This window comes from Isoptericola sp. Y541 (assembly GCF_059445465.1).
In genome coordinates this window covers 219732-246711 of record NZ_JCAIUJ010000007.1, presented here as the reverse complement: position 1 = coordinate 246711, position 26980 = coordinate 219732, and the positions used below count along the sequence as shown (strand labels likewise).

Annotated in this window: 25 protein-coding genes; 7 read left to right on the top strand and 18 right to left on the bottom strand. The window is 72.6% G+C overall.

What is annotated here, in order from left to right:
• Window positions 1-75 precede the first annotated feature (75 nt).
• Window positions 76-2637: a heavy metal translocating P-type ATPase gene (locus AC1C2V_RS16210; RefSeq protein ID WP_495390669.1), complete on the top strand. Its 2562-nt coding sequence runs from the start codon at window positions 76-78 to the stop codon at window positions 2635-2637.
• Window positions 2638-2949: 312 nt separating this feature from the next.
• Here AC1C2V_RS16210 and AC1C2V_RS16205 read toward each other — a convergent pair whose 3' ends face one another.
• The 4 genes from AC1C2V_RS16205 to AC1C2V_RS16190 are packed head-to-tail and all read right to left on the bottom strand — an operon-like array spanning window position 2950 to window position 5657.
• A complete protein-coding gene (locus tag AC1C2V_RS16205; protein WP_495390668.1) occupies window positions 2950-3756 on the bottom strand; it encodes an ABC transporter permease in 807 nt (268 codons plus the stop codon).
• Window positions 3753-4700 (bottom strand): ABC transporter ATP-binding protein, encoded by a 948-nt coding sequence (locus AC1C2V_RS16200; protein ID WP_495390667.1) that lies wholly within the window; start codon window positions 4698-4700, stop codon window positions 3753-3755. Before AC1C2V_RS16200 ends, AC1C2V_RS16205 begins: the two co-directional genes overlap by 4 nt.
• Entirely contained in the window at window positions 4697-4999 is a 303-nt protein-coding gene (locus AC1C2V_RS16195; protein ID WP_495390666.1) for a transcriptional regulator, read from the bottom strand. Before AC1C2V_RS16195 ends, AC1C2V_RS16200 begins: the two co-directional genes overlap by 4 nt.
• Window positions 4992-5657 (bottom strand): hypothetical protein, encoded by a 666-nt coding sequence (locus AC1C2V_RS16190; RefSeq protein WP_495390665.1) that lies wholly within the window; start codon window positions 5655-5657, stop codon window positions 4992-4994. Before AC1C2V_RS16190 ends, AC1C2V_RS16195 begins: the two co-directional genes overlap by 8 nt.
• Before the next feature lie 153 nt (window positions 5658-5810).
• Between AC1C2V_RS16190 and AC1C2V_RS16185 the strand changes: the two genes are divergently transcribed.
• From AC1C2V_RS16185 to AC1C2V_RS16175, 3 genes are all read left to right on the top strand, one after another.
• The gene (locus AC1C2V_RS16185) at window positions 5811-6758 is read left to right on the top strand and encodes an SPFH domain-containing protein (RefSeq protein WP_495390664.1); all 948 of its coding nucleotides are present in this window, start codon (window positions 5811-5813) and stop codon (window positions 6756-6758) included.
• The gene (locus AC1C2V_RS16180) at window positions 6755-7018 is read left to right on the top strand and encodes a type II toxin-antitoxin system antitoxin (RefSeq protein ID WP_495390663.1); all 264 of its coding nucleotides are present in this window, start codon (window positions 6755-6757) and stop codon (window positions 7016-7018) included. The genes AC1C2V_RS16185 and AC1C2V_RS16180 overlap by 4 nt, the downstream gene beginning before the upstream one ends.
• A 108-nt stretch (window positions 7019-7126) precedes the next feature.
• Window positions 7127-7966, top strand: a complete 840-nt coding sequence (locus tag AC1C2V_RS16175; RefSeq protein WP_495390662.1) for a CPBP family intramembrane glutamic endopeptidase — start codon at window positions 7127-7129, stop codon at window positions 7964-7966.
• 85 nt (window positions 7967-8051) lie between these two features.
• Here the strand turns inward: AC1C2V_RS16175 and AC1C2V_RS16170 are convergent, their stop codons facing one another.
• From AC1C2V_RS16170 to AC1C2V_RS16130, 9 genes are all read right to left on the bottom strand, one after another.
• Window positions 8052-8816 carry an ABC transporter permease gene (locus AC1C2V_RS16170; protein WP_495390661.1) on the bottom strand — a complete coding sequence of 255 codons (765 nt, stop codon included), beginning with the start codon at window positions 8814-8816 and terminating at the stop codon, window positions 8052-8054.
• Entirely contained in the window at window positions 8813-9637 is an 825-nt protein-coding gene (locus AC1C2V_RS16165; protein ID WP_495390660.1) for an ABC transporter ATP-binding protein, read from the bottom strand. Before AC1C2V_RS16165 ends, AC1C2V_RS16170 begins: the two co-directional genes overlap by 4 nt.
• Before the next feature lie 27 nt (window positions 9638-9664).
• The gene (locus AC1C2V_RS16160; RefSeq protein ID WP_495390659.1) at window positions 9665-10507 is read right to left on the bottom strand and encodes a DUF4097 family beta strand repeat-containing protein; all 843 of its coding nucleotides are present in this window, start codon (window positions 10505-10507) and stop codon (window positions 9665-9667) included.
• Between the two features lie 100 nt (window positions 10508-10607).
• On the bottom strand, window positions 10608-11153 hold the full coding sequence (locus AC1C2V_RS16155) for a histidine kinase (protein WP_495390658.1): 546 nt from the start codon (window positions 11151-11153) through the stop codon (window positions 10608-10610).
• Window positions 11154-11386: 233 nt separating this feature from the next.
• Entirely contained in the window at window positions 11387-11605 is a 219-nt protein-coding gene (locus tag AC1C2V_RS16150; RefSeq protein WP_495390657.1) for a hypothetical protein, read from the bottom strand.
• A 248-nt stretch (window positions 11606-11853) separates the two neighbouring features.
• On the bottom strand, window positions 11854-13554 hold the full coding sequence (locus tag AC1C2V_RS16145) for a dipeptide ABC transporter ATP-binding protein (protein ID WP_495390656.1): 1701 nt from the start codon (window positions 13552-13554) through the stop codon (window positions 11854-11856).
• Window positions 13551-14651: an ABC transporter permease gene (locus tag AC1C2V_RS16140; protein ID WP_495390655.1), complete on the bottom strand. Its 1101-nt coding sequence runs from the start codon at window positions 14649-14651 to the stop codon at window positions 13551-13553. The genes AC1C2V_RS16145 and AC1C2V_RS16140 overlap by 4 nt, the downstream gene beginning before the upstream one ends.
• The gene (locus AC1C2V_RS16135) at window positions 14651-15694 is read right to left on the bottom strand and encodes an ABC transporter permease (RefSeq protein WP_495390654.1); all 1044 of its coding nucleotides are present in this window, start codon (window positions 15692-15694) and stop codon (window positions 14651-14653) included. The genes AC1C2V_RS16140 and AC1C2V_RS16135 overlap by 1 nt, the downstream gene beginning before the upstream one ends.
• A 9-nt stretch (window positions 15695-15703) precedes the next feature.
• Window positions 15704-17350, bottom strand: coding sequence for an ABC transporter substrate-binding protein (locus tag AC1C2V_RS16130; RefSeq protein ID WP_495390653.1), 1647 nt, complete (start codon window positions 17348-17350; stop codon window positions 15704-15706).
• Window positions 17351-17556: 206 nt separating this feature from the next.
• Between AC1C2V_RS16130 and AC1C2V_RS16125 the strand changes: the two genes are divergently transcribed.
• Entirely contained in the window at window positions 17557-20232 is a 2676-nt protein-coding gene (locus AC1C2V_RS16125; protein ID WP_495390652.1) for a flippase-like domain-containing protein, read from the top strand.
• On the opposite strand, the gene AC1C2V_RS16120 is transcribed toward AC1C2V_RS16125, so the two are convergent.
• The 3 genes from AC1C2V_RS16120 to AC1C2V_RS16110 form a co-directional block, all read right to left on the bottom strand.
• The gene (locus AC1C2V_RS16120; RefSeq protein WP_495390651.1) at window positions 20162-20773 is read right to left on the bottom strand and encodes a hypothetical protein; all 612 of its coding nucleotides are present in this window, start codon (window positions 20771-20773) and stop codon (window positions 20162-20164) included. The genes AC1C2V_RS16125 and AC1C2V_RS16120 overlap by 71 nt on opposite strands.
• Before the next feature lie 113 nt (window positions 20774-20886).
• Window positions 20887-21168 carry an HU family DNA-binding protein gene (locus AC1C2V_RS16115; protein WP_495390650.1) on the bottom strand — a complete coding sequence of 94 codons (282 nt, stop codon included), beginning with the start codon at window positions 21166-21168 and terminating at the stop codon, window positions 20887-20889.
• A 230-nt stretch (window positions 21169-21398) separates the two neighbouring features.
• Window positions 21399-22196, bottom strand: coding sequence for a copper resistance CopC family protein (locus AC1C2V_RS16110; RefSeq protein WP_495390649.1), 798 nt, complete (start codon window positions 22194-22196; stop codon window positions 21399-21401).
• Window positions 22197-22301: 105 nt separating this feature from the next.
• Here AC1C2V_RS16110 and AC1C2V_RS16105 point away from each other — a divergent pair, with 105 nt between their 5' ends.
• Window positions 22302-24347: an NAD(+) synthase gene (locus AC1C2V_RS16105; protein ID WP_495390648.1), complete on the top strand. Its 2046-nt coding sequence runs from the start codon at window positions 22302-22304 to the stop codon at window positions 24345-24347.
• Between the two features lie 19 nt (window positions 24348-24366).
• Here AC1C2V_RS16105 and AC1C2V_RS16100 read toward each other — a convergent pair whose 3' ends face one another.
• Together AC1C2V_RS16100 and AC1C2V_RS16095 are read right to left on the bottom strand one after the other, a co-directional pair.
• Complete coding sequence (locus AC1C2V_RS16100; protein ID WP_495390647.1) at window positions 24367-24756, bottom strand: YunG family protein; 390 nt, start codon at window positions 24754-24756, stop codon at window positions 24367-24369.
• A 42-nt stretch (window positions 24757-24798) separates the two neighbouring features.
• Window positions 24799-25386: a histidine phosphatase family protein gene (locus AC1C2V_RS16095; RefSeq protein ID WP_495390646.1), complete on the bottom strand. Its 588-nt coding sequence runs from the start codon at window positions 25384-25386 to the stop codon at window positions 24799-24801.
• Window positions 25387-25552: 166 nt separating this feature from the next.
• Between AC1C2V_RS16095 and AC1C2V_RS16090 the strand changes: the two genes are divergently transcribed.
• A complete protein-coding gene (locus AC1C2V_RS16090; protein WP_495390645.1) occupies window positions 25553-26917 on the top strand; it encodes an AAA family ATPase in 1365 nt (454 codons plus the stop codon).
• Window positions 26918-26980: the final 63 nt, after the last annotated feature.

Genomic DNA, 26980 nt, shown 5'->3' with positions numbered 1-26980 from the left:
CGGCGCCCCCACCGCGACCCCGCCACCCCGGGCCGTCGCGGGTGACCTCCGACCCGGAATCCCCAGGAGTCACCCATGACCACCCCCACTGAGACGTCCCGCCCGGACGCCGCCGATACTCCCCCGGCATCGATCCTCGAGGTCGACCTCGCGATCGAGGGCATGACCTGCGCGTCGTGCGTGGCCCGCGTCGAGAAGCGGCTCAACCGCGTCGACGGCGTCACGGCCACCGTGAACCTGCCGCTGGAGAGCGCGCACGTCGAGCTCACCGCCCCCGTCGACGACGACGCGCTCGTCGAGGCCGTCGAGAAGGCCGGCTACGGCGCCAGCGTCACCGCGCGGCGCGACGTCGCCCCGAAGCGCACCCCGTCGGTCGAGACCACCCCGTCGGTCGAGCCGACCCCGTCGGTCGAGCCTGTCGAGACCACGGTTCCGACGAGCTCGACCCGCGGGGACGCCCGCGGCACGGACCTGCTGCGCCGGCTGCGCGCGTCGGCCGTGCTCACCGTGCCCGTCGTGGCGCTGTCGATGATCCCCGCGCTGCAGTTCACGGGCTGGCAGTGGGTGGTCGCGGCGCTGGCGCTGCCGGTGGTGGCGTGGGGCGCATGGCCGTTCCACACGGCGGCGGCGCGCGCCGCCCGGCACGGCGCGTCGACGATGGACACGCTGGTCTCGCTCGGCGTGATCGCCGCATCCCTGTGGTCGCTGTGGGCGCTGACGCTTGGGGGCACCGGCGAGTTGGGGATGCGGATGCGGCCGTCGCTGCTGCCGTCGGCGGCCGAGGGCGCGCCCGAGCTGTACTTCGAGGTCGCGGCCGTCGTCACGACGTTCCTCCTCGCCGGCCGGTACGCCGAGCACCGCTCCCGCCGCCGCGCGGGCGACGCGCTGCGCGCGCTGCTGGAGCTCGGCGCCAAGGACGCCGAGCGGGTGCGCCTGGCCGCGGACGGCACGCCCGCCGTCGGGCCGGACGGCGCCCGCCTCACCGAGCGCGTACCGGTGGCCGAGCTGGCCGTCGGCGACGTGTTCGTGGTGCGTCCGGGCGAGAAGGTCGCCACCGACGGCGAGGTGGTCGAGGGCGCGAGCGCGCTCGACACGTCGCTGCTCACGGGCGAGCCCGTGCCCGCGGACGTCGGCCCCGGGGACGCCGTGACCGGCGCGACCGTCAACACGTCGGGTCACCTGCTGGTGCGCGCCACCCGCGTGGGCGAGGAGACGACGCTCGCCCAGATCGGCCGGCTCGTCACGCGGGCGCAGACGGGCAAGGCACCGGTCGCGCGACTGGCGGACCGGATCTCGGCCGTCTTCGTGCCGGTCGTGCTGGGGCTGTCGGTGCTCACGCTGGTGGTCTGGCTGCTCGCGGGCGCCGACGCCCAGTTCGCCTTCACCGCCGCCGTGGCCGTGCTCATCATCGCGTGCCCGTGCGCCCTCGGGCTGGCGACCCCGACTGCCCTCCTGGTCGGCACCGGCCGGGGCGCACAGCTCGGCATCCTCATCAAGGGGCCGGAGATCCTGGAGTCCACGCGCCGCGTCGACACGGTGGTGCTCGACAAGACCGGCACCGTCACCGAGGGCCGCATGGCGGTGGAGCGCGTCGTCACCCCGGAGTTGTCAGGGCCAGGCGCACGCATTCATGGTCCTGGCCCTGACAACTCGCGGGAGCGGGAGGTGCTGGCCTACGCCGGTGCCGTCGAGTCGCTGAGCGAGCACCCCATCGCCCGCGCGATCGCCGACGCCGCCTCCGAGCTGTCAGGACCACACGCAGGTTCCGGTGCTCCTGGCCCTGACAACTCGTCGGGCGGGGGCGACGTCGGCGCGGACGGCGTGACGATCGGGTCGCTGCAGGCGTTCGACTTCGAGTCCGCGCCGGGCGGCGGCGTCCGGGCCGTGGTGCGCCGCGCGCACTCGGGGCTGGCCGGCCTCGCCGCCGACGGCGGCCTGAACGCGCGGCGCGTGCTGGTCGGACAGCCGTCGTGGCTCGCCGGCCAGGGCGTCACGCTGGGAGACGACCTCGCCGCGGCGTTCGACGAGGCCGAGGTGACCGGGGCGAGCGCGGTCGTCGTCGCCTGGGACGGCGCCGCCCGCGGCGTGGTCGTGCTGCGCGACCCGGTCAAGGCGACGTCTGCCCGCGCGGTGGCCGAGCTGCGCGACCTCGGCCTGCGGCCCATGCTCCTCACCGGCGACGGCGCGGGCGCGGCCCGGGTCGCAGCCCACGAGGTCGGGATCGCGCCCGACGACGTGATCGCCCGCGTGCTGCCGCAGGACAAGGCGGCCGTCGTGGCCCGGCTGCAGGGCGAGGGCCGCGTGGTCGCAATGGTCGGCGACGGCGTGAACGACGCCGCCGCCCTCGCCACCGCCGACCTGGGGCTGGCCATGGGCACGGGCACCGACGTCGCGATCGAGGCGAGCGACATCACGCTGGTCCGCGGCGACCTGCGCTCCGCCCCGGCCGCCGTCCGCCTGTCCCGGCACACGCTGCGCGTGATCAAGCAGAACCTGTTCTGGGCGTTCGCGTACAACGTGGCGGCGATCCCGCTCGCCGCGACGGGCCTGCTCAACCCGATGATCGCTGGGGCGGCCATGGCCGCGTCGTCCGTCATCGTGGTCGGCAACTCGCTCCGCCTCCGCCGCGCCGCCTGACCTCCGTCGGACGTTGTGGGCGTGGGGGGGGGGGATGGCCAAAGGGCGGGGGGTCCAGATATTGCGGCCACAACGCACAGAACGGGGCGCATGNTGGGCGTGAGATCGGGGACTATCCGAGGTCCGATAGTCCCCGATCTCACGCCCACAACGCACAGGTCAGAACGCCCAGCGTGCTCCTCCGGCGTCAGCCGGCCGCCGTGCTCGAGGACGTTCGTGAGCCCGAAGACGCCGGTGTGCACGCCGCGCTTCCCCGGCGTGGGCGACTGGAACCGAACGAGCATGTCGCCGTCCCACAGCACAGCGTCGGGGTCAGCGGAAGCGGCGCCCCTCGTCGCGGCGGTAGGCCCACACGGCGAGTGCGGCGAACAGCGCCGTCCAGCCGAGCAGCACGAGCCACGCCAACGGGTAGGCGGGCTCCCCGGTGAGGGCCTGCACCAGCAGGTCACGACCGGCCCTGGTCGGCGTGGCCTGCGAGATCGCGTCGAGCCACGGCGGGAACATCTGCGGCGGCAGGAACAGCCCGCCCGCGAACGACAGCGGGAACAGGATCACCTGCACCACCGGCAGCGCCGCCTTGGCGGACAGCGAGTACCCCACCGCCATGCCCAACAGAACGAACGGCACGGAGACCAGAAGTGTGGTGCCGACCCCGGCCAGCAGCTGCCCCCACGTGACGGTCGCGGCGGTGAACAGCCAGCCGATGAGGATCAGGGGCACCAGGCCGAACAGCGCGAAGATCGCGCCGTTGCCGATCCGCGCCACCATCCGCGGCCCCGGGCCGGCGGGCAGGGAGCGCAGGAACGGATCGAAAGGGAGCTGCCGATCCTCGGCCACGCCGAGCCCGTAGGTGAACAGGCTCGCGGAGCAGACAGCGAACAGCCCGAGGCTCGCGACGGACATCGTGGCCCACAGCGGGTTCTGCGCCACGTCGCGCTGCGGCACGACGAAGAAGAACATCGCCAGCGCCGGGAAGAGCATGTTGCCGAGCACCGCGATCGGCACCCGCACGGTCTCGAGGAACTGGTAGCGCAGGTGCAGCCACGTCAGCTGCAGCACGCCCGGCCCACCCGTGGGCGCCGGCGTCGTGCTCCTGGTCGCGCGAGTCGTGGTGCTCATCGGTCCGCCCCCATTGCCACCATCTCCTCGAAGGCCTCCTCGAGGCTCGCGCCCCGGATCTGGAGGTCGGCGAACTCGACGTCCGCCCGGACGATGTCGCGCACCAGCGCGTCCGCGTCCGCGGTATACAGCTCCTGCTGCCCGTCGTCGAGCCGCTCGGCCCGCACGACGCCCGGCCACCCGGCGAGCTCCACCGACGAGCGCACCAGGACCCGCCGCAGCCCCACGCGGCTCAGGATGGCGTCGAGGCTGTCGTCGGCCCGCACCACGCCGCGGTCGATGACGACGACGCGCTGCGCGAGCGCCTGCACCTCCTCGAGGTAGTGGCTGGTGAGCAGCACCGTGCCGCCGCCGGCGTGGTAGACGCGGATCGCGTCCCACAGGGCCTGACGGGCGCCGACGTCGAGGCCGGTGGTCGGCTCGTCGAGCAGCACGACCTTCGGCCGCCCGACCAGGGACAGCGCGACGGCCAGGCGCCGCTTCTGCCCCCCGGACAGCGCGCCCGTCTGGCGCCGGGCCAGGTCGGCGAGGCCGAACTGCTCCAGCAGCTCGCCGGTCGGCACAGGGTCGGCGAAGTGGCCGCCGACGAAGTCGACCACCTCCCGGACCCGCAGGGTCGCAGGTAGCCCCGTCTCCTGCGGGGTGATGCCGAGGCCACGCCGGCTGGCCGCGTCGCGCGGGTCGCCGCCCAGCAGGCGCACCGTCCCGGAGTCGGGCCGCCGTTGGCCGCTGATCAGCGACAGCAGCGTGGACTTCCCGGCGCCGTTGGGCCCGAGCAGCCCCACGAGCTCGCCGGGCCCGACGTCGAGGCTCACGTCGTCGAGCGCGACGACGTCGCCGAAGCGGCGGCTCGCACGGTCCACGGCGACGACGGCGGGCGCGCGCTCCAGGCTCCGCGCGCCCGCCGGGGCGGGGACGCGTTCAGGTGGTCGGGTGCGGGTCATGATCCGGCTCCTCTCAGGAGGCCGGTGAGGGCCTCGGTGTAGTCCTCGAACGCGCGCCGCCCGTGGGGGGTGAGCGCGAGGTACGTCGCTGGGGTGCGGCCCTCGTGGGTCTTGGTGACGCGGACGTAGCCGGCGTCCTCGAGCTTGCGCAGGTGGGTGGACAGGTTGCCGGCGGTCATGTCGAGCAGCTTCTGCAGCTTGGGGAAGCTCAGCTCGTCGCCGGCGCCGAGCGCCGCGAGCGTCGCGACGACGCGCAACCGCGCGGGGGCGTGGATGACTGGGTCGAGGGCGTCAGGCACGGCGCGCCTCCTCACCGGAGCGGCGCCGCCGGCGGGCGAGGCGCAGGTGCTCGATGCCCGCCATCACGAGGAACCCGCCGCCGCCCGCGAGCGCCATCACGAGGTAGGTGCCGGGCAGGCCGACGAGCGTCGCGGCCCCCGCGACGAGGAGGATCCACGCGCCGAGCACGAACAGGCTCCGGTCGCCGAACGCCGCGCCCCCGCCCAGGTAGAGCAGCCCGACGACGAGGCAGGCCCCGCCGTTGCTGGCCAGTGCCATGACCTCCGCGTCCGCGCCGGCCCGGGCCAGCCCGCCGAGGAAGACACTGAAGGTGAGGAAGCCGAGCATCCACGACCAGCCGTACATCGCCCCGGCGCGGGCCGAGACGCCGCGCACGCCCGCCGTCCGGCTGATGGTGTGCACCATCGTGAAGACGACGGCGGCCGCGATGGCGCCCGCGAAGACCCAGTACGCCCATGCCTCGGGCTGCTCGCGCCCCCGCGCGCTGGTCCACAGCACCAGGTAGCCCGCGAGCCACGCGGCGCCCCACGCGCCGTAGAGCGCACGGCCGTCCGGCTCGAGGGCCGAGCGGGCGCGGTCCTGCTGCTCGCGGATGAGGCGGAGCGAGTCGGCCGCGGCCAGCTCGGCGTCGTCGGGTCGGTCGGGGATAGCGGTCATCGATACCTCGCAAAGGAGTTTGTGTGGCAAACCTGTTTGCGATCTTGGCACGTTGCGAGGCGTCCGGCAAGACCCCGGTGCGCCTGGCGCACGGCGAGATTAATGTGATATCACTTTGATATCGCATCAACCGGACCGACCCAGGAGCACACGATGACGGACGCACCTCCCCCGACGCAGGCCACCACCGGAGGCGCGCCCGCCGGCCGACCCGTCGGCCACGACGGCACCCGGGTCGACGTCGAGGAGCGCGCGGCCTGGTCGCTCGGCGCCGGCGGCGCACTTCTCGCCGTGCTCCTGACGGTGGTGCTCGTGCTCGGCGGCATCCTCACGATGACGACGGGAAGCCCTGCGGGGGTCGTCCTCGGCATCGTCGCCATCCTGGTCGGCATCCTGCTGCTCACCGGGGTGGGCGTCATCAGCCCCGGCCGGACACTCGTCGTGCAGCTCTTCGGCCGCTACCTGGGCACGATCCGGCGTACGGGACTCGTCGTCACCGTGCCGCTGACCACCAGCCGCCGGGTGTCCGTGCGCGTGCGCAACTTCGAGACCAGCGAGCTCAAGGTCAACGACGCGGACGGCAACCCGATCAACATCGCCGCCATCGTCGTCTGGCAGGTGGCCGACACAGCCAGGGCAAGCTTCGCCGTGGAGGACTACGACGACTTCGTCTCGGTGCAGGCGGAGTCCGCGCTGCGCCACGTCGCCATGTCCCACCCGTACGACGGCGGCGACGACGTCGAGTCACTGCGCGGGGCCACGGAGCTCGTGTCCGAGGAGATCGCAGCGGAGGTCGCGGCGCGGGTCACCGTCGCCGGCGTCGAGGTCGTCGAGGCCCGCATCTCCAACCTCGCCTACGCCCCCGAGATCGCCCAGGCCATGCTGCAGCGCCAGCAGGCGGGCGCGATCATCGCGGCCCGGTCCCGCATCGTCGACGGCGCGGTGTCGATGGTCGAGGACGCGCTCGGCCGGCTCGAGGCGGACGGCATCGTCACGCTCGACGACGAGCGGCGAGCCACGATGGTCTCCAACCTGCTGGTGGTGCTGTGCGGCGAGAGCCGGGCGACGCCCGTCGTCAACGCGGGCTCGCTGTACCAGTGACGCCCGCCGGCACCGGACCCGGTGACGAGACGGCGCCCCCGGGTTCCGGGCGCACCGCCCGGCCCACCCGCAAGCAGGTGCTGCTGCGGCTCGACCCGGCGATCCACGACGCGCTCGCCCGGTGGGCGGCCGACGACCTGCGCAGCGTCAACGCGCAGATCGACCTGCTGCTGCGCCGGGCGTTGAAGGACGCCGGGCGGCTGCCGCGCGACGCGGCCCCCACGCGGCGTCCGGGTCGCCCGCCCCGTCAGGACGGATGATCCCTGCCCGGCACCACCTCGGGGCCACCTGCGCCCCGCCCGGTGACCGCCTCGAGGTGGTGCCTAGGTTGCCGTTCCCAGGGCGCGGCGCGGCCTACGCTGGGGCGCGTGACCGTGCCGCACCCCGCGCTCCCCGCCCCCGTCGCGCCTGCGACCACGCCCGCCGCCCGCCGCCGCACCACGGCGGAGATCTGGATCGTGCTGGGCCTGAGCCTGGGCCAGAGCGGCGTGTACGCGCTGGTCAACATCGTCGCGCGGCTCACGGCGGACACCCCGCTGGCGGAGCAGTCCGCCACCCTCAACGCCAGCCAGTCCGAGCGCTCGCTGCTCGACCTCGTGTACCAACTGCTGAGCATCGGCTTCGCCCTCGTGCCCGTCGCGCTGGCCCTGTACCTGCTCAGCGGACGCGCGACGGCCACGTGGACCGGCACGCGCCGGCGGATCGGCCTCGACTGGGGGCTGGCCGGCGCCCGGCCCGGGCGCGACGTCGCGTGGGGGTTCGGCCTCGCCGCCGCCATCGGCATCCCCGGGCTGGCGTTCTACCTGCTCGGGCGGGCGCTCGGGATCACCGTGTCCGTGCAGGCCAGCGCGCTCGCCGAGCACTGGTGGACGGTGCCCGTGCTGATCCTCGCCGCCCTGCAGAACGGGCTGCTCGAGGAGGTGATCGCGGTCGCCTACCTGCACGAGCGCACGCGCGACCTCGGCTGGTCCCGGCTGTGGTTCATCGTCGCCAGCTCGCTGCTGCGCGGCTCGTACCACCTGTACCAGGGCATCGGCCCGTTCCTCGGCAACGTCGTGATGGGCGTCGTCTTCTCGTGGTTCTACACCAGCAGGTGGGGGCGGCACCGGGTGGTGCCGCTCGTCATCGCGCACACCCTGCTCGACGTCGTCGCGTTCGTCGGCTACGCCCTCCTCCCGGAGGCGTGGAAGGCCGCCCTCGGTCTCTGATCGTGTTGTGGGCGTGATTTCGGGGACTATTCGGTCGCGAATAGTCCCCGAAATCACGCCCACAACACGATCATGCAGGGCGCGCTCAGCGAATCTTGGCGCGGTAGCGGGCGATCGCGACGCCGTACGCCACCGCCAGGATCCCGACGAGCCACGCCAGGGCGACCCAGATGTCGTCGCCCACCGGCTGCTGGGCGAACAGGGCGCGGACGGTGTCCACGATGGACGTCACGGGCTGGTTCTCGGCGAACCAGGCGACCGGGCCGGGCATCGTCTCGGTGGGCACGAACGCCGAGCTGATGAACGGCAGGAAGATCAGCGGGTAGCTGAATGCGCTCGCGCCGTCGACCGACTTCGCCGAGAGCCCGGCGATCACCGCGAGCCAGGTGAGCGTGAGGGTGAACAGGACCAGGATCCCGGCCACCGCGAGCCAGCCGCCCACGGACGCCCCGGTGCGGAAGCCCATGACCAGCGCGACGCCGACCACGATCGCGACCGAGACCAGGTTTGCGACCAGCGACGTGAGCACGTGCGCCCACAGGGCGCTCGACCTCGCGATCGGCATGGACTGGAAGCGCTCGAAGATGCCACCCTGCACGTCGAGGAACAGCCGGTAGGACGTGTACGACGTGCCCATCGCGATCGTGATGAGCAGGATGCCGGGCAGCATGTAGTTGACGTACGACTCGCTGGACCCGGTGTTGATCGCGCCCCCCAGCACGTAGACGAACAGCAGCATCAGGGCGATCGGGGTGATCGCGGTGGTGATGATCGTGTCGGGGCTACGCAGGATGTGGCGCAGCGAGCGACCGGTGAGGACGCGGGTGTCGCTGAGGACGGCGGTGGTCATCGGGATTCCTTTCCAGCCGGGACGACGCCGCCGGTGCGGTCGTCGTCAGAGATGCCCGTCTCGCCGACGAGCGCGAGGAAGACGTCCTCGAGAGACGGCTGCTTCTCGACGTACTCGACCTTGGCGGGCGGCAGGAGCTGCTTGAGCTCGGCGAGGGTGCCGTTCTGGATGATCGTGCCCCGGTGCAGGATCGCGATCCGGTCGGCGAGCTGCTCGGCCTCGTCGAGGTATTGGGTGGTCAGCAGCACCGTGGTGCCACCCTGGGCGAGCCGCTTGACGGTCTGCCACACCTCGATCCGCGCCTGCGGGTCCAGCCCGGTGGTGGGCTCGTCGAGGAAGATGACCGGCGGGTCGCCGATCAAGCTCATCGCGATATCCAGCCGGCGGCGCATGCCGCCCGAGTACGTCGCCGCCCTGCGGCCCCCCGCCTCAGTGAGCGAGAAGCGCGCGAGCAGGTCGTCGGCGATCTTGCCCGGGTCCTTCAGGTGCCGCAGCCGGGCGATGAGAACAAGGTTCTCCCTGCCCGTGAGGACCTCGTCGACCGCAGCGAACTGGCCCGTGAGGCTGATCGACTCACGCACGTCGCCGGGCTTCGCGGCCACGTCGAAACCGTGCACCGTGGCGGTGCCCGCGTCGGGCTTCAGCAGCGTCGACAGGATCTTCACCAGGGTGGTCTTGCCCGCTCCGTTCGAGCCGAGCAGCGCGAAGATGCTCCCGGCCTTCACCTCGAGGTCGACCCCCCGCAGCACATGCAGGTCGTCGAAAGACTTCTCGATGCCCTGCACCCGGATCGCGGGTTCGAGGGCCTTGTCGGTGGTCATGGCGATTCTCCGTTTCATCAGTGCGGTTCAGGGACGGCGGACGATGACGTCGCCGTAGCCGGTGCTGGCGTGGATCTCGGCGGTGGCCTCGTCCTCGACCGGCCCCTCGGTGGGGGTCAGCCGGTTGCGGACGGTGCCGTGCTCCGACGCGACGTCGAGGTAGGCGGCGGTGCCCACGGGCACGCCCACCTCGATCGAGCCGAAGGAGGTCGTGAGGGTGGCGCTGCCGGACTCGAGGTTGTTGACCCGGATCCCGGCATGGGCGGACTTCACGGTGAGGGTGCCGCGCACGCGGCTCACGGCGATGTCGGCGTGCGCCCCATGCACCTCGAGGGACCCGGTGACGGAGCCGACGGTGGTGGTGCCGTTGCTCGCCCGGACCGTGCCGCTGCCGGCCACCTCGTCGATGACCACCGAGCCGGCGCTCACCTTCACGTCCAGGGCCCCCGCCACCCGGCGCGCGGCGACAGAGCCGGCGGAGACCTTGAGGTCGAGCCGGTCGACGTCCTCGACCCGCACGTTCCCGGCGGAGAGCGTCATGTCGACGGCGCCGAGCGGCCCCTCGGTGTAGAGCGAGCCGGACTTGCCGCGGAGGTCGGACCCCGCGGGCAGCTCGACGGTGATGTTGGCGGTGCCTGCGGCGAACGGGAGGACCCACTGCTTCCAGGATCCCGGGTAGGTGATCGTGACCGCGTCGCCGTCCCGCTCGACGCGGACCTCCTCGGCGGCCCGGACGCTGCCGGACTTCCCGGGTTCGGTGGGCAGCACGGTGACGACGACGTCGTCACGCTCCCCGGCGACGACCTGCAGGTTGGCGAAGGGCACGTCCACGACGACCGGGACGGGACGGGGTGCGGGGAAAGTGGGCATGGCGGGGCTCCATCAGTGGTGTCGGACTGGTGTCGGGGGGGGTTCGGTTCGCCGGTCGAGCGTGCCGAGACCTGGTTTCGACAAGCTCCACCGACGGTGGTCAGCGCACCCAGCCGGTAACGCGGCCGGTGCCGTGCTGCTCAGGGCGGGACTGCGCGACCGGGCGGCCCGCGGGCTGCTCGAGCGCCGCGGCGACCGCCCGCACGAGCCAGGTGTTGACCGAGACGCCGTCTCGCGCGGCGGCGACCTCGGCCTGCGTCTTGAGGTGGTCGGGCAGGCGCAGTGTGGTGCGGGTGGTGGCGCCCCCCTCGGCGTCCAGGCCGGACGAGGCCTGCGGCTCCGCCGTGGCCGGCGCCGCGGCGGGCACGACGGGCTCCTCCCGCAGGGCAGGGGCGGCGGGGGCACGGGGCAGAGCGACGACGAACTCGGGGGCGCCGCCGCGCAGGCGCACGTCCACGGACCCGGGAGCCAGGTCGGCGGTGATCTCCCCCGCCGCGTCGGAGAGCGCGTCGAGGAGGACGAGGCGGGCTGCGGCATCGAGCGGGGCGGTCAGACGTTCGGCAAGCTCGCGGGCGTCGTCACCGCCCGCAGCGGCGGCGGTGGCGAGCTGGCGGTGCAGCTCGTCGACGTATCGGGTCAGGTCCATGACGCCACTATGACACCATCATGGTGTCACCGCAAGAGGTGCGGCGTCATTCTGGTGTCACCGTGGCGTCGTTGCTGGTCGCAGGCTCACATTGGTCCCGGACGCACCACAGGCCGGCCCACCCGTGAGGGCAGGCCGGCCTGAGGCGCTCAGATCCGGGAGGTCAGAACGGGGAGGTCAGAACGGGGAGGTCAGAACGGGGAGGTCAGAACGGGGAGGTCAGAACGGGGAGGTCAGAACGGGGAGGCGCTGAACATACTCTGCGATAACGCCACGAACCCGGCCACGAACGCGAGGAACACGAGCGCGAACACGATGCGCCCGAACGCCGCGCCGGTGCCCATCCGCGGGCCCTTCGGCGCGATGAAGCGCTCGGGCCGCTCGGGGTCGTAGAGCACGCGCACGTCCATGTCGGCGCGGTCGAGCATCCCGACGTCCGAGTAGGCGGGCACCGCGCGGACCCGACGCCCGTCGAGCGTGGGAACTCGACCGTCTCGACCAGCCGGGAGCTGACCGACCGGCTGTTCCCCGAACCGTTGCTCGAGTGCTTGACGTGGCTCGCGATCACCCGGCCCCTGGTCTCCTGGCCGGACCGTTCGAGCGAGCGCACGCCCGCGACCTCACGGATCGCGCCCACCACCATCAGCACCCCGACCAGGGCCAGAACGGCGGGCACGAGGATGAACAGCGCCTCCACCACTCAGCCCACCCGCAACGCCCGCAGCGCTTCCCGGTGCTCGGCCTGCGCCGCCGGGTCGGGCACCGGGAGGGAGGCCAGGAGCTGCTGGGTGTACTCCTCGCGGGGGTTGCCCAGCACCTGCTCGCCGGTGCCCTCCTCCACGAGCCGCCCGCGGTAGAGCACCGCGATCCGGTCCGCGAGCCGGTCCACGACGGCCAGGTCGTGCGAGACGAACAGGCACGCGAATCCGAGCTCCTTCTGCAGCTCGGCGAACAGCTCCAGCACGCGGGCCTGCACCGACACGTCGAGGGCCGACGTCGGCTCGTCCGCGATGAGCAGCTCCGGGTCGAGCGCCAGGCCGCGCGCCAGCGACGCACGCTGCCGCTGCCCGCCGGACAGCTCGTGGGGGAAGCGGTCGCCGTAGCTGCGCGGCAGCTGCACCGCCTCGAGCAGCTCGTCGACCCGCCCGCGCGCGGCCTCGGGGTTGCGGAACCGCCCGTGCACCACCAGGGGCTCGGCCACGCACTCGGCGATGGTCAGCAGCGGGTTGAACGATGTGGCCGGATCCTGGAAGACGAACCCCAGCCGCGGGCGCATCACCTTGAGACCCCGCTCCTTGGCGCCGCGCATCTCGGTGCCGAGCACCCGCAGCGAGCCGTCGTTCACCGGCGTCAGGCCCGCGATCGCCCGGGCGATCGTCGTCTTGCCGGAGCCGGACTCCCCCACGAGCCCCAGCACCTCGCCGGGTCGGATCGCGAGGGTCACGCCGTCCACCGCGGTGAACGCCGGCTGCCGGAACCGGCCGGGGTAGGTGATCGTGAGCCCCTCGGCGCGCACCACCGGCTCGGTGGACTCCCATCCCTCGGGCCGGGCGGCCGCGCGCTCGGCGGCGCGGGCGGTGCCCTCCCCGACGCGCGGCACGGCCTTGAGCAGCGCCTTCGTGTACTCGGCCTGCGGGTCCGCGAACAGATCGCCGACGGTCGCCTGCTCCACGAGCTCGCCCTGATACATCACGGCGACCCGGTCGGCCAGGTCGGCCACGACGCCCATGTTGTGCGTGATGAGCACGATGGCCGCGCCCGTCTCGTCGCGCAGGCGGCGCAACAGGTCGAGGATCTCGGCCTGGACGGTGACGTCGAGAGCCGTGGTGGGCTCGTCGGCGACGATGAGGTTCGGCCCCAGGACCAGTGCCATCGCGATGACGATGCGCTGCTTCTGCCCGCCCGAGAACTGGTGCGGGTAGTGGTCCACACGGTGCTCGGGGTCGGGGATGCCCACGGTGCCGAGCACCTCGATCGCCCGCCGGCGCGCCTCCCTGCGGGAGACCTCGCCGTGGGCGCGGATGCCCTCGGCGATCTGCCAGCCCACCGTGTACACAGGGTTGAGCACGCTCGACGGCTCCTGGAACACCATCGCCACGTCGCGTCCGCGCACCTGGCGCAGCCGGGCCGCCGACACCGAGATCACGTCCGTGGTCGCGCCGTCCCTGCCGGTGAGCACGACGGCACCGCTGGTCGTCGCCGTCTCGGGCAGGAGCCCGAGGATCGTCTTGGCGGTGACGGTCTTGCCCGAGCCCGACTCGCCGACCACGGCGAGCACCTCACCCGGCTGGACCTCGAGGCTCACGCCTGCGACCGCCCGGACCGGGCCGGCGTCCGTGGCGAACGAGACCTCGAGGTCCCTGATCGATGCAACGGCGCTGATCGATGCGACGGCGCTCATGCGTCGTCTCCCTTCGAGTTCTCCTCGGAGTGCTCGGCGGACGCGGGGTTCTCCGGGTCGGAGGGGTCCGCCTCGACCGACTGCTCGACCGCCGTGGCCGCCACCGCGCCGGACACCTGGCCCGAGCGGGCACGCGAGCGCAGCCGCGGGTCGGCGAGATCGTTGAGCGACTCGCCCATGAGGGTCATGCCCATCGCCGCGAGGACGATGGCGACGCCCGGGAACAGCGCGGTCCACCAGATGCCGGACGTGACGTCGGCGACGGCGCGCTGCAGGTCGTAACCCCACTCGGCGGCCGCGGTCGGTTCGATGCCGAAGCCGAGGAAGCCGAGCCCGGCGAGCGTGAGGATCGCCTCCGACGCGTTGAGCGTGACGATGAGCGGCAGCGTGCGCGTGGAGTTGCGCAGCACGTGACGCGTCATGATGCGCCAGTTCCCGGTGCCGAGCACGCGCGCCGAGTCGACGAACGCCTCCCCCTTGATGCGCACCACCTCGGCGCGCACCACGCGGAAGTACTGCGGGATGAACACCACGGTGATGGACAGGGCGGCGGCAAAGATGCCGGCCCACATGCCGGATCTGCCGCCGGAGATGACGATGGCGAGCAGGATCGCGAGCAGCAGCGACGGGAACGCGTAGATCGCGTCCGCCACGACCACGAGCACGCGGTCGAGCCAGCCGCCGAAGTACCCGGACACGAGTCCCAGCAGCACGCCCACGACGATCGACGCCAGCACGGCCACCAGCACGACGAGCAACGCCGTGCGCGCGCCCCACACGACGCGGGAAAAGACGTCGTAGCCACCTACGGTGGTGCCGAACCAGTGCTCGGCCGACGGCGGCTGCTGGGCGCCGAACGCGCCCTCGAGGTCGCGCAGCTGCGACCAGCCGAACGGCGCCAGCAGCGGCGCGAACACCGCGACCAGCACGAACACGGCGGTGAGCACGAGGCCGGCGATGAGCATCCCGCGCTGCAGCCCGACGCTCTGGCGTAGCTGGCGCACCACGGGCAGCTTCCGGAGCCACGCGCCCCGGCCGCCGAGGTGCTCGGGGGCGGCGCCGGCAATGCCGACGCCGGTGATCTCTCCCGCGGTCATCAGTACCTCACCCTCGGGTCGACCAGTGCGGCGATGATGTCGACGAGGAAGTTCGTCACCGCCACGACCACCGCCATGAGGACGACGATCCCCTGCACGGCCACGAAGTCGCGCGCCTGCAGGTACTCCGAGAGCTGGAAGCCCAGCCCCCGCCACTCGAAGGTCGTCTCGGTCAGCACGGCACCCACGAGCAGCATCGCGACCTGCATGCCGGCCACGGTGATGATCGGGATGAGCGCCGGACGCCACGCGTGCTTGCGCACGAGCCGGCTCTCCTTCACGCCCCGCGAGCGGGCCGCGTCGATGTAGCCGGCGCCGAGCGTGCCGATCATGTTGGTGCGCACCAGCCGCAGGAACACGCCGGCCGTGAGCAGGCCGAGCGCGAGGGCCGGCAGCGCAGCGTGCGACAGCACGTCGAGGATGACCTCGGGGTCGCCGGTCCGGAACGCGTCGACCAGCATGAAGCCGGAGTCCGCCCCGGCGAGCTGCATGGCGATCTCCCCGTCGGTGGAGACGCGCCCGGCCACCGGGAACCAGCCCAGCCAGACGGAGAACACGAGCTTGAGGAGGAGGCCGGCGAAGAAGACCGGGGTCGCATACGCGAGGATCGCGAGGATACGCAGCACCGCGTCAGGCAGCCGGTCGCGGAAGTAGCCGCTGATCATGCCGAACGGGACGCCGAGGACGAGCGCCACGAGGATCGCGTAGAGCGAGAGCTCCAGGGTCGCGGTGCCGTAGGTCGTGAGGACCTCGGTGACCGGCCGCCCGTCGCTGATCGTCGTGCCGAAGTCGCCGGTGAAGATGCCGGTGAGGTAGTCCCAGTACTGCACGAGGACGGGCCGGTCGTAGCCGGCCGCATGGATCCGCTCGGCGAGCTGGTCGGGCGTCAGGCGCCCGCCCTGCGCGGCGGTGATGGGGTCACCGGTCGCGCGCATGAGCACGAAGACCGTGGTGACCAGGATGAACACAGTGGGGATGATGAGCAGGAAGCGCACCAGGACGTAGCGTCCCAGTGCGCTTCCCGTCGCACTACGCGTAGCCACGGAGCTGGATCAGCCCTTCGCCAGCGCGCCGTAGCGGAACTTGAACGACGCGTCGAGGGTGTCCTCGACGCCGGTGACGTCCTTGCCCGCGATGGCGACCTGGTCGCCCTGCAGGTACGGGACGGTCGACAGGTCCTTCGCCTCCTCCTCCTGGATCTGCTCGATGAGCGCCGTGCGCTCGTCGGCGTCCGGCGTCGACGTCTGCTGCTTGATCAGCTTGTCGACGGCGGGGTTCAGGTAGTTGTTGTCGAGGAAGTTGCCCTCCGCGAAGAACGGCGTCAGGTAGTTGTCCGCGTCGGAGTAGTCCGGGAACCAGCCGAGCTGGTAGGCCGGGTAGACGTCCTCCGTGCGGTCCTTGGAGTACTGCACCCACTCGGTGGTCTGCAGGTTGACCTTGAACAGGCCGCTCTCCTCGAGCTGGTCCTTGATCAGCGCGTACTCGTCGCCCGACGACGGGCCGTAGTGGTCGTTCGAGTACTGCAGGTTCAGCTCGACCGGCTCGGTGACGTCCGCGTCCGCGAGCTTCTTCTTCGCGGCGTCAGCGTCGGGGCCGCCCTCGCCGTCGCCGTACATCTCCTTGAGGGGCTGCGTGGCGCCCGTCAGGCCCTCGGGCACGAAGGAGTACAGCGGGCTGTAGGTGCCCTTGTAGACCTGCTCGGCCAGCGCCTGCCGGTCGATGAGGTCGGCCACCGCCTGGCGCACCGCGAGCGCCTTCGCCTCGTCGGCGTCGGGCTGCTTGGCGCCGAAGGGCTGCGTGTCGAAGTTGAACGTGATGTAGCGGATCTCGCCGCCCGGGCCCTTGACGACGTTGACGCTGTCCTCGCTGCCCAGGTCCTCGATGTCGGTGGGCGACAGCGAGCGGAAGGCGACGTCGACCGACCCGTCCTGCACCTCGAGCTTGAGGTTGGAGGCGTCGGTGAAGTACTTGACGTTGACCTTGGGCGTCTTGGCCGCGCCGTTGAGGCCCTCATAGCCGTCGTACGCCTCGTAGCTCACGAGCTCGTTCGGCTTGTACGCCGCGATGGAGTACTGACCGGCGAAGGCCTTGCCGTCCACGATCTCCTGGTCCGGGGTGAGCTCGTCGGGCGAGAACACCTCCTCGTCCACGATCGGGCCCGCGCTGGTCGACAGGACCTGCGGGAAGGTCTGGTCGTCCGGGTTCTTGAGGTGGAAGACGGCGGTGGTCTCGTCCGGCGTCTCCACGCTGTCCAGGTTGGCCAGCAGCGACCACGGGCCGTTGTCGTCCTTGATCTTGAGCTGGCGGTCGAACGTGAACTTCACGTCGGACGACGTGAGGTCGTGCCCGTTGGCCCACTTCAGCCCCGGCTTGAGCTTCACCGTGTACTCGGTGGGCGCCGTGAACTCCGCCGACTCGGCGAGGTCGGGCTCCACGTCCGAGCTGCCATACGGGTTGTTCATGAGGAACGGGTAGACCTGGAGCATCACCGCGAGCGAGCCGTTGTCGTACGCCCCGGCCGGGTCGAGCGACGTGATCTTGTCGGTGGTGCCGATGATCAACGACTCGGCGCTCCCGCCGTCACCTCCGTCGCCGCCGTCGTTCGAGCCGCCGCCGCCGCACGCGGTCAGCACCAGCGCCAGCGCTGCCGTCCCGGCGGCACCCGCGAGCAGGCGTCGTGAGCCTCTGATGGCACTCATGGTCGTGGTCCCCTTCGTCCAGGCCGGCCCGCGGCAGTGGCCGCAGACTCGTCACAATGCTGGCGTTTCTAGCACACCGGTGTGTCGCCAGGGTCATAGGCGTGGGTCACACCCGGACCGTGATCGCATCGTGGTCCGGGAACCTACCACTGCGCTCCTGCCCGTGTCACAAGCCGTGAACCCGGCTTCCCCATAGACTTCCCGACATGTCCGGAGCAAGCGCAGCGGGTCCCGACCGGGGTCCGTCGCACCGGGATCCGGAGCACGACCCCTCACCGCCGACCGGTCCGCTCCAGGCGCTGCTCTCCGGAAACGCCTCCGACCAGGGCACGGGCTCCGATCTGGTCCGCGTGGTCGACACCCCGGAGGCCCGGGTCCGGCACCCGTCCGACATGCTCGGGATGGTGGTCAGCGCCCTCGCCGTGGCGCTCGTGCTGGTGCTGTCGGTGGTCGCGCACGCCACGACGGAGGGCGTCACGCAGGACGTCCGCAACTTCAGCACGCTGCTGGCACGCATCCTGTTCGTGCCGGTCCAGGTGCTCGAGGGGCTCATCACCCTGTTCGTGCCCGCCGCCGTGCTGATCGAGCTCGGGCTGCGCCGGCTGGGGCGGCAGGTGGTGGAGTCGATCTGCGCCGCCGCGCTCGGGCTGGTGCTCGGCGTCGTCACGGTGCTGAGCATCTCCCGGTTCGGCAGCGACGAGCTGGTGCGCGGGCTCTCGGTGTTCCGGGACGGCGAGTGGCAGCTCACGGTGCCCGGGTACGTCGCCGCCATCGCCGGCCTGCTCACCACGGCCGGCCCGCGCACCCGCCGCCGCACCGTGCGCTGGTCGTGGAACGTGCTCTACCTGGCGCTGTTCATCGTGCTCATCACCGGGCAGGTGTCGCTGCCGGGCGTGCTGGTCACCCTGCTGCTCGGCCGTCTCGCGGGGCAGGCCGTGCAGTACGTGTCCGGGGTGCGCAGCGAACGCGCCTACGGCGCCGACCTCGTGGCCGCGGTGCGGCGGGCGGGGTTCCACCCGACCGCGCTGGTGCGGGTGCGCGACGTCTCGACCGCCGTGGACGACGACGACGAGGTGCCCGTGCCCGAGGACCCGGTCGCGGCCTACGACGCCGACGGCGACGTCGTGGACGCGCCGGACGCCGACGAGGAGACGATGCCGGCGGACCCGACGACGGCGGACGCGGCGGCCCTGGCGCTCACCCGGGCGGGCGACAACCGCATCTACGCGCTGTTCACGGGCGACGGCGAGCCCCGGCGCGACGTCGTCGTGCTGGACGGCGACCGTCAGGTCATGACCACCGTGCAGCGGCTGTGGCGCGCGCTGCGGCTGCGCGGCCTCGAGGGCCGCGCGGCGATCTCGCTGCGCGCCGCCGCCGAGCGCACCGCCCTGCTGGCGTACGCCGCCCAGGCGGCCGGGGTGCGCACCCCGCGGCTGGAGGGCATCGGCGTCGCGGACGACTCGGTCGTCCTCGTGCAGGAGCACGCGCGCGGCGCCGTCTCCCTGCGCGACCTCGACGCCACCGACCTCGAGGGGCCGCGCGGCGACGCGGTGCTCGCCCAGGCGTGGGAGCAGCTGCGGCGCGCACACGACGCCGGGCTCACGCACCACGCCCTGACGCCCGACGTCCTGCTGGTGCACCACGACGGCGCGGGTGCGCCGCACGTGTGGCTCACCGGCTGGGAGCAGGGCGAGATCGCGTCGTCCAACCTGTCGCGGCGCCTCGACCTCACGCAGATGCTCGCCCTGCTGGCGCTGCGCGTCGGGGCGCACCGCGCGCTCGCCTCGGCGGTGCGCGCGCTGCCCGACGAGGACATCGCCGCCATCGGCCCGCTGCTGCAGTCCATCGCGCTGCCCAGCCCGACGCGCGAGGAGGTGCGCCGCGCCAAGGGCCTGCTGGACGAGCTGCGCGACGCCCTGGTGGAGCGGCTGCCCCAGGCGGACGTGCAACCGCAGAACATCACCCGGTTCGGTGCCCGCACGGTCATCATGCTGACCCTGACGATCGTCGCCGTCTCGGTGATCGTCACGACGATGAACTTCGAGGAGATCGCGGCGGCGATCGCCGAGGCGAACCCGTGGTGGGTCGCCGCCTCGTTCGCCTTCGGCGCGATCACGTGGTTCGGCGCCGCCCTCACCTTCTCCGCGTTCTCCCCCGAGAAGCTGCCGCTGTGGCGGGCCACGCTCACGCAGATGGCCGGGTCGTTCGTCTCCCTCGCCGCGCCCGCCGGCATCGGGCCGGCAGCTCTCAACCTGCGCATGCTCCAGCGCCGCGGCGTGGCCACGCCGATGGCCCTCGCCACCGTGGCCCTGGTGCAGCTCTCGCAGTTCGTCGTCACCGTGCTGCTGCTCGTGGTGCTGTCCGTGTTCACCGGGTCGGGCGGCCTCATCGAGCTGCCCTCCACCACGGTGCTGCTGGCGATCGCCGGCGTGGGCGTCGCCGTCGTCGCGACGCTCCTGGTGCCGTCCGTGCGGCGGTGGGCGTGGGAGAAGGCCCGGCCCACGCTGGAGCAGGTGTGGCCGCGACTGTCCCAGATGCTCGCGCAGCCAGCCCGGCTCGCGCTCGGCCTGGGCGGCAACGTGGTCATGACGCTCGGCTACGTGCTGGCGTTCCACGCCGCGCTCTCCGCCTTCGGCCAGTCCCTCAAGCTCATCGACGTCGCCGTGATCTACCTGGTGGGCAACGCCCTGGGCGCCTTGGTGCCCACGCCTGGCGGCCTCGGCGGCGTCGAGGGCGCCCTCATCGCCGGGCTCACCGCCGCCGGCATCCCGGCGTCCCTCGCGTTCTCCGTGACCATGCTCTACCGCGTCGTCACCTACTGGGCCCGCGTGCCGATCGGGTGGATCGCCATGCGGTTCCTTGAGCGCAAGGGCGACCTCTGAGGAAGCAGCACGACCTGCGGAAACCCGGGCTCTGGCGCGGCGTCCGTGACATTCTCCTGACGTCGGACCCGACACCACCCTGGAGGGACCATGACGCTGGTCGATGGCCCGGCACCGGCCGGGGCGCGCGCCTGCGCTGCTCGGTGAGGTCGGTCGACGCCGCCGGCGAGGAGCTCGACGGCGTGCTGGGCGACCGGGCCGTCACGTTGATCCAGACCTGCACCACGTTCAGCACGCCCCCGAACGCGGCCCCCCACACGACGACCGCCGGACAGGCGAGCGCGGGCACCGCCGGGGCCAGCCCGACGGCGGCCACGCCCACGCCGATGGTGACCGGGACGGCGAGCAGGAGCACCGGCAGGTGCCGGTCCACGATCGCGCCCACGGCGAGGTTCCCCACCAGCCCGCCGACCCCGAAGACCGCGAGAAGGACGGCGATCTTGCCGACGTCGGCGCCGGGCAGCAGGGCCACGTGCATCGCGACCGCCGTGACGACCGCGGCGACCGTGGTGCCCGTGGTGCCCGCGTTCACGATCATCATCGCCGGCCCACCCGGTCGGCCCGGGGACGACGGAGGCCCGCCGCTCGCGACAGGGCGAGGGGCGGGCCTCCAGGTGGCTGACGTGGCGCGCAGCGGCGCCCGTCAGCGAAGGATCACTTCGCGACGGCCTTCTTCAGCAGCGAGCCGGCGCTGATCTTCACGCCGTGGCCGGCCGGGATCTGGATCTCCTCACCGGTGCGCGGGTTGCGACCGGTACGGGCCGCACGCTCGACGCGCTCGACCGAGAGCAGACCCGTGACCTTGACAGCCTCACCCTTGGCGAGCGACTCCTCGAGCACCGCCTGGAAGGCGTTGAGGAACTTCTCCGCCTCCGCCTTGCTGAGCTCGGCCTTGCCGGCGATGGCCGAGACCAGCTCGGACTTGTTCAGCGACATGTGCATCCCTTCTTCGGTTCACGACGCACGCGACCCGTGCGTCGTCACGTTCTCGTCCCTGACCGGCTCGCGCCGGTCGGACGGGGAACACACTAGGGAACAACCGCGGATTCCTGCGACTTTTGCGCGCGTGGCGTGCCGAACATCCCGGAATCCGGGTGGTTCCAGCGTGCGATTCGTCCTGCTATGGGCGGCCATGGCGGGACAGATCGCGTGGTCGAAGGCCGTCGTCAGGCCTCGGGGCCGGGCTGCTCGTCGTGGTGGTCGCCGTGGTGGTCGCCGTGGTGGTCGCCTGTCTGGTTGCCCGCCTGGTTGTCCGACTGGCCCCGCCGGCGCGCCAGCAGCACGGCGGCGGCGACCCCCACCGCCGCCAGCACCCCGACCGGGAACAGCCAGACCGTCGTCCACCCGGCCTCCCCCGCCGCGTCGAGCTCGGCCCCGGGCGTCCCGGTCCCGTGCTCGTGCGCACCGCCGGACGACTCGCCCTTCCCCGCGCTCGGCGACGCCCCGGGCGCCGAATCCGTCGGGGACGGCGAGACGGTCGGGGACGACGTCGGCGAGGGCGACGCCGCGCCGGCGACGGTGTACGCAAGCTCCCCCTCGATCGGGTGCCCGTCGGAGGAGACGACGCGCCACGTGACCGTCCAGTCTCCGTCGGGCAGTTCGTCGGGCGGGTCGTCGGGCAGGTCGTCGGGCAGGGTCGCGGTCGCCTCCTCGCCGTCCACGCTCACCTGCGCGGGCACGGTGCCGTCGGGCGTCGTGACGGCCACCTGCGCGCCGGCCTCGAGCACCTCGGCGCTGAACACCAGGGTGATGGTCGACGGCGGCTCGTCCAGCCGCGCGCCGTCCGCCGGGTCGGAGGAGACGAGCCGGTCGTGGGCGGACGCGGGCAGCGCCACGGCCAGGCCCGCGATGCCGAGCAGGGCCGCGAGGAGGACGCCGGCCAGGACAACGGGCAGGACAACGGGCAGGACGGCGGGCAGGATCGCGGGCGTGGACGCGGCGCGAGGCGCGAGGCGGAGGTGCACGGGCCCGACGATAGCGATCCCCGTCCGCCTCACCGGTTGAGCCCGTCGAAACCCCGGTCGCCGGTTTCGACGGGCCCAACCGGCGGACGTTCTTACACTCGGGGGGTGGACTTCTCCTCCGCGTACGCCCACGGGTTCGCCCGGGTGGCCGCCTGCACCGTGCCCGTCACCATCGCCGACCCCCGCGCGAACGCCGCCGCGATCCTCGCCGAGGCAAGCGCCTGCCACGACGACGGCGTGGCCGTCGCCGTCTTCCCCGAGCTGTGCGTGTCCGGCTACGCCATCGACGACCTGCACCTCGCCGACACGCTGCTGGAGGCGACGTCCGACGCACTCGCCGCGATCGTGGCGGCGAGCTCGGGCCTGCGCCCGATGCTCGTGGTCGGGGCCCCGCTCGAGGTGGGGAACCGGCTGCTGAACTGCGCCGTCGTCGTGCAGGGCGGCCGGGTGCTCGGCGTCGCGCCCAAGTCGTACCTGCCGAACTACCGCGAGTTCTACGAGAAGCGCTGGTTCGCGCCCGGCGACGACCGCCGCGGCGCCACCGTCACGCTGCCGTTCGCGGACGGTCCCGTGCCCTTCGGCCCGGATCTCATCTTCCGCGCGTCCGACGTCGCGGGGCTCGCCGTGCACGTCGAGGTGTGCGAGGACCTGTGGGTGCCGGTGCCGCCGTCGGCGGAGGCCGCGCTCGCCGGGGCGACGGTGCTGCTCAACCTCTCCGCGAGCCCCATCACGGTGGCGCGGGCAGAGGACCGGCGCCTCATGGTGCGCTCGGCGTCGCACCGCGGCCTGGCCGCCTACGCGTACTCCGCGGCGCAGGGCGAGTCGAGCACCGACCTGTCGTGGGACGGCCAGACGATGGTCTACGAGATGGGCGACCTGCTCGCCGAGACCGAGCGCTTCCCGGACGGCGCGCGGCGCTCCGTGGCCGACATCGACCTCGACCGGCTGCGCCAGGAGCGGCTGCGGCAGGGCACGTTCGACGACAACCGCCGCGCCCTGGCCGACCGGACCGACCGCTTCCGCACCGTGCGATGGACCGTGGACCCGCCGTCTGGCGACGTCGGGCTGCACCGCAAGGTCGACCGGTTCCCGTTCGTGCCCGACGACCCCGAGCGCCTGGCCCAGGACTGCTACGAGGCGTACTCCATCCAGGTGGCCGGGCTGGAGCAGCGGCTGCGGGCGATCGGGCAGCCGAAGATCGTCATCGGCGTCTCCGGCGGCCTGGACTCGACGCACGCCCTGCTCGTCGCGGCGCGCGCGATGGACCGCCTCGGCCGGCCGCGCACCGACATCCACGCGATCACGATGCCCGGCTTCGCGACGACGTCCGAGACCAAGGACCGCGCCACGAGGCTCGCGACCTCGCTCGGGGTGCACTTCGAGGAGCTGGACATCCGGCCCGCCGCCGAGCAGATGCTGCGCGATCTCGACCACCCCTTCGGGCGCGGCGAGAAGGTCTACGACGTCACGTTCGAGAACGTGCAGGCCGGGATGCGCTACGACTACCTGTTCCGCCTCGCGAACCACCGCGGCGGCATCGTGCTCGGCACCGGCGACCTGTCGGAGCTCGCGCTCGGCTGGTGCACCTACGGCGTGGGCGACCAGATGTCGCACTACGCGGTGAACACCGGCGTGCCGAAGACCCTCATCCAGCACCTCATCCGCTGGGTGGCCGACTCGGGTCAGCTCGAGGCGTCGACGAACGACCTGCTGCTCGACATCCTCGCCCAGGAGATCTCCCCCGAGCTGGTGCCCGCCGCCGAGGGCGAGGCGCCGCAGTCCACCGAGGCGACGATCGGCCCCTACGCGCTGCAGGACTTCACCCTGTTCTGGACCCTGCGGCACGGTCTGCGGCCTTCCAAGATCGCCTTCCTCGCCTGGCACGCGTGGCACGACGCCGAGGCGGGCGAGTGGCCGCCGAACTTCCCGCACGACGAGCGGTCCACCTACGACCTGGCGACCATCCGGAAGTGGATGTCGGTCTTCTTCCGGCGGTTCTTCTCGTCGCAGTTCAAGCGCTCCGCCATCCCGAACGGCCCCAAGGTCGCCGCCGGCGGCTCGCTCTCGCCCCGCGGCGACTGGCGCATGCCGTCCGACGCCTCAGCCGCCGCCTGGCTCGCCGAGCTGGAGGAGAACGTTCCGGCGGAGTGAGCGCCGGGCCGGTCGGCCGTCAGCCCTCGGCCGTCAGGGCCAGCGCGTCGAGCACCCGTGTGCGCAGAAGCTCGTACTGGGCGCGGTGGTATCGGGGAGCGTCCGGCGGCCGAACGACCACCGTTCCGCCGACGACCTCCTCGCCCGGCCGGAACTGGTCGGCGGTGAGGTCCACGTCCGAACCATCCGGCAACCGGTTCCAGTAGTGGTGTCCGCTCTGAGCGCCCTGCACGTGGACCTCGGCCAGGATCAGGTCGCCGCCGAGGACGTCCTGGACGACCAGCGCCGTCATGCCGCATTGGTCGCGAGAAGGATTCTCGGGCGTCCACTCGGCGCTCATGTGCGGGTAGCAGGTGTCCGGTCCCCAGGCTGCGAGGAAGTGTCGGCGGAGCTCTTCGACGGTAGGCATTCCCGGATCGTGGCACCGGGCACCGACACCTCGGCGGCGCTGTCATGGACGCGCGGCCGGGCCGAACCCGGTCCAGCGCAGCTCGGGCGGCAGGTGGCCCATGTCGTTGTAGACGATCAGGGAGGCGTCGCCGCCGTCGCGGAACTCGATCGTCGTGAGGGCCGCGTTGCCGTACGGCAGGCCCAGCCAGCGCTCGGGCGGCGCGCCGAGGGCGTGCCGCACCAGCCATGCGACCTGGAAGGCGTGCGTGATCAGCACCTCGTGCGTCTCGGCCTCGGCCGGGCGGGCGAACCGTGCGGTCAGCGCGGCGGCGAGCCGCTCGCCCTCGGCCGCCTCGGCGTGGTCCTCGCCGTCGAAGAAGCCGGCCCAGGCGGGCGGGACCGGGTCCGGGATGTAGGGCACGTGGTCGACCAGCTCGGCCGCCGCACGGACCGGGACGTCCGGGAGCTGCGCGCCCACCACCTGCGCGGAGTGCACCGCGCGCGGCAGCGGCGAGTGCCAGACGGCGTCGACGGGCAGGGCGGCCAGCCGGCGTCCGGCGAGCGCCGCCTGCTGCTCGCCCACCTCCGTCAGCTCGCCGAACGGGTCCGCCGCGCCGTGGCGCAGCACGTGCAGGTGTCGGGTCGGCATGCGCAGACGCTATCCGCCCCTGCCCGCCCCCGACCAGGCGGTTGCCACCGCAATGGCGGCCGCCAGGAGCCGATAAGGGTGTCAACCGCCTGGTCGGCCTGGGCACGGCGGATAGGGTGCTTCGGGCCGTGCCGTCGGGGCGGCCGCAGGGGACGCGGGGAGCGACATGAGCGAGCGACAGCCTTCGGGAACGACGAGGAACGGCGTCGCCGCGCCCGAGGAGCAGCAGGACAAGCTGCTCTGGCCCAAGCTCGGCCCGTACCCGACCGAGGCGCGCGAGACGATCCGCGTGCTCGCGGAGATCCTCGGCGCCCCGCGCCGGAAGAAGAAGGGCACGCCGACGTCGAGCTCCGGCTGGGCGGCGCGCAAGCTCGGCGTGAAGAAGGCCGCCATGTCGGAGGTCAAGCGCGAGCTCTCCGACTCGCAGCTGCTGCTGCACGGCCACGTCCTCGCGCGTTGGATGAAGGACCACGAGGACGTCGTCAAGATCCTCGGCCCGCAGGGGCGCACGCCGGAGTGGCGTCCGCTCAACCTCGGCGAGGACCACACCGTGTCGGTGCCCTACCACCTGTCGGTGTTCTTCCCCGCGGGGAGCCTGCGGGCGGAGCCGGTCGCGATCCACATCTGCGGCGGGCACCCGGCGGATCTCACGGTCTACACCGGCGAGGGCCGGCGCGACGTCGCGGAGACGGTGCTCGACGACTTCCTGCACGCTCTCAAGGGGGAGGGGAACCCGTACCGGGGCCGGATCCTCCAGGTGTCGGTGAGCGGCTACGGCAACCAGGTCGCGTTCGAGCCGGTCCCGGCGACGCGCGAGACCCGCACGGACCTCGTGCTGCCGGGGGCCGTCTGGTCGGAGGTGGACCTGTTCCTGTCGTCCGGCACCACGCGCCGGGACGACCTGCTCTCCCTCGGGCTGCCGACCACGCGCGGCCTGCTGCTGGCGGGCAAGCCCGGCGTCGGCAAGACGAAGCTCGGACGGATCCTCGCGGCGGAGGTCGCGGGGGCGCTGACGGTGCTGTTCGTGGAGCCGGACGTGCTGCGGCAGGCGTCGGAGAACCTCTACAAGGAGGTCGAGGGCCTCGGGCCCACCCTCGTGGTCATGGAGGACATCGACGCCATCGCGTCCCAGGACATGCGCAGCTCGTCCGGGTTCTCGGAGTTCATCAACGCCCTGGACGGCGCGCGGGTGCGCAACGACGTGCTCACGCTCGCGACCACCAACGACCCCGGCTCGCTCGACCCCGCGGTGAAGCGGCCCGGCCGGTTCGACACGATCCTCGAGGTGCCCCTGCCCAGCCAGGAGGGGCGCGTCGCGATCCTGCGGATCTACCTGCCGCAGCACGGGGAGGGCCTCGACCTCGCGGCAATCGCCGGCAGCCTCGACGGGGCGACGGGGGCCGAGATCCGCGAGGTCGCGCGCCGCGCGGTCCTCGAGCACGGCATCGAGGGCGTCACCACCCGGCGCATCCTCGACATCACCTCCACGGGGCGCTGGAAGCCGATCCCCGCCGTCGGGCACTACCTGTAGCCGCCCCAGCCCGAGACCGCCGAACAGGCGGTTGACACCGTGATCGCGCCCTCGTGACGCCCA

Excerpts from the sequence above, each read along its gene's own strand:
- AC1C2V_RS16210 (WP_495390669.1), top strand. The coding sequence starts at position 76 with ATGACCACCCCCACTGAGACGTCCCGCCCGGACGCCGCCGATACTCCC.
- AC1C2V_RS16205 (WP_495390668.1), bottom strand. The coding sequence starts at position 3,756 with ATGAGCACCACGACTCGCGCGACCAGGAGCACGACGCCGGCGCCCACG.
- AC1C2V_RS16200 (WP_495390667.1), bottom strand. The coding sequence starts at position 4,700 with ATGACCCGCACCCGACCACCTGAACGCGTCCCCGCCCCGGCGGGCGCG.
- AC1C2V_RS16190 (WP_495390665.1), bottom strand. The coding sequence starts at position 5,657 with ATGACCGCTATCCCCGACCGACCCGACGACGCCGAGCTGGCCGCGGCC.
- AC1C2V_RS16185 (WP_495390664.1), top strand. The coding sequence starts at position 5,811 with ATGACGGACGCACCTCCCCCGACGCAGGCCACCACCGGAGGCGCGCCC.
- AC1C2V_RS16170 (WP_495390661.1), bottom strand. The coding sequence starts at position 8,816 with ATGACCACCGCCGTCCTCAGCGACACCCGCGTCCTCACCGGTCGCTCG.
- AC1C2V_RS16165 (WP_495390660.1), bottom strand. The coding sequence starts at position 9,637 with ATGACCACCGACAAGGCCCTCGAACCCGCGATCCGGGTGCAGGGCATC.
- AC1C2V_RS16160 (WP_495390659.1), bottom strand. The coding sequence starts at position 10,507 with ATGCCCACTTTCCCCGCACCCCGTCCCGTCCCGGTCGTCGTGGACGTG.
- AC1C2V_RS16155 (WP_495390658.1), bottom strand. The coding sequence starts at position 11,153 with ATGGACCTGACCCGATACGTCGACGAGCTGCACCGCCAGCTCGCCACC.
- AC1C2V_RS16145 (WP_495390656.1), bottom strand. The coding sequence starts at position 13,554 with ATGAGCGCCGTCGCATCGATCAGCGCCGTTGCATCGATCAGGGACCTC.
- AC1C2V_RS16140 (WP_495390655.1), bottom strand. The coding sequence starts at position 14,651 with ATGACCGCGGGAGAGATCACCGGCGTCGGCATTGCCGGCGCCGCCCCC.
- AC1C2V_RS16130 (WP_495390653.1), bottom strand. The coding sequence starts at position 17,350 with ATGAGTGCCATCAGAGGCTCACGACGCCTGCTCGCGGGTGCCGCCGGG.
- AC1C2V_RS16125 (WP_495390652.1), top strand. The coding sequence starts at position 17,557 with ATGTCCGGAGCAAGCGCAGCGGGTCCCGACCGGGGTCCGTCGCACCGG.
- AC1C2V_RS16120 (WP_495390651.1), bottom strand. The coding sequence starts at position 20,773 with ATGATGATCGTGAACGCGGGCACCACGGGCACCACGGTCGCCGCGGTC.
- AC1C2V_RS16115 (WP_495390650.1), bottom strand. The coding sequence starts at position 21,168 with ATGTCGCTGAACAAGTCCGAGCTGGTCTCGGCCATCGCCGGCAAGGCC.
- AC1C2V_RS16100 (WP_495390647.1), bottom strand. The coding sequence starts at position 24,756 with ATGCCTACCGTCGAAGAGCTCCGCCGACACTTCCTCGCAGCCTGGGGA.
- AC1C2V_RS16095 (WP_495390646.1), bottom strand. The coding sequence starts at position 25,386 with ATGCCGACCCGACACCTGCACGTGCTGCGCCACGGCGCGGCGGACCCG.
- AC1C2V_RS16090 (WP_495390645.1), top strand. The coding sequence starts at position 25,553 with ATGAGCGAGCGACAGCCTTCGGGAACGACGAGGAACGGCGTCGCCGCG.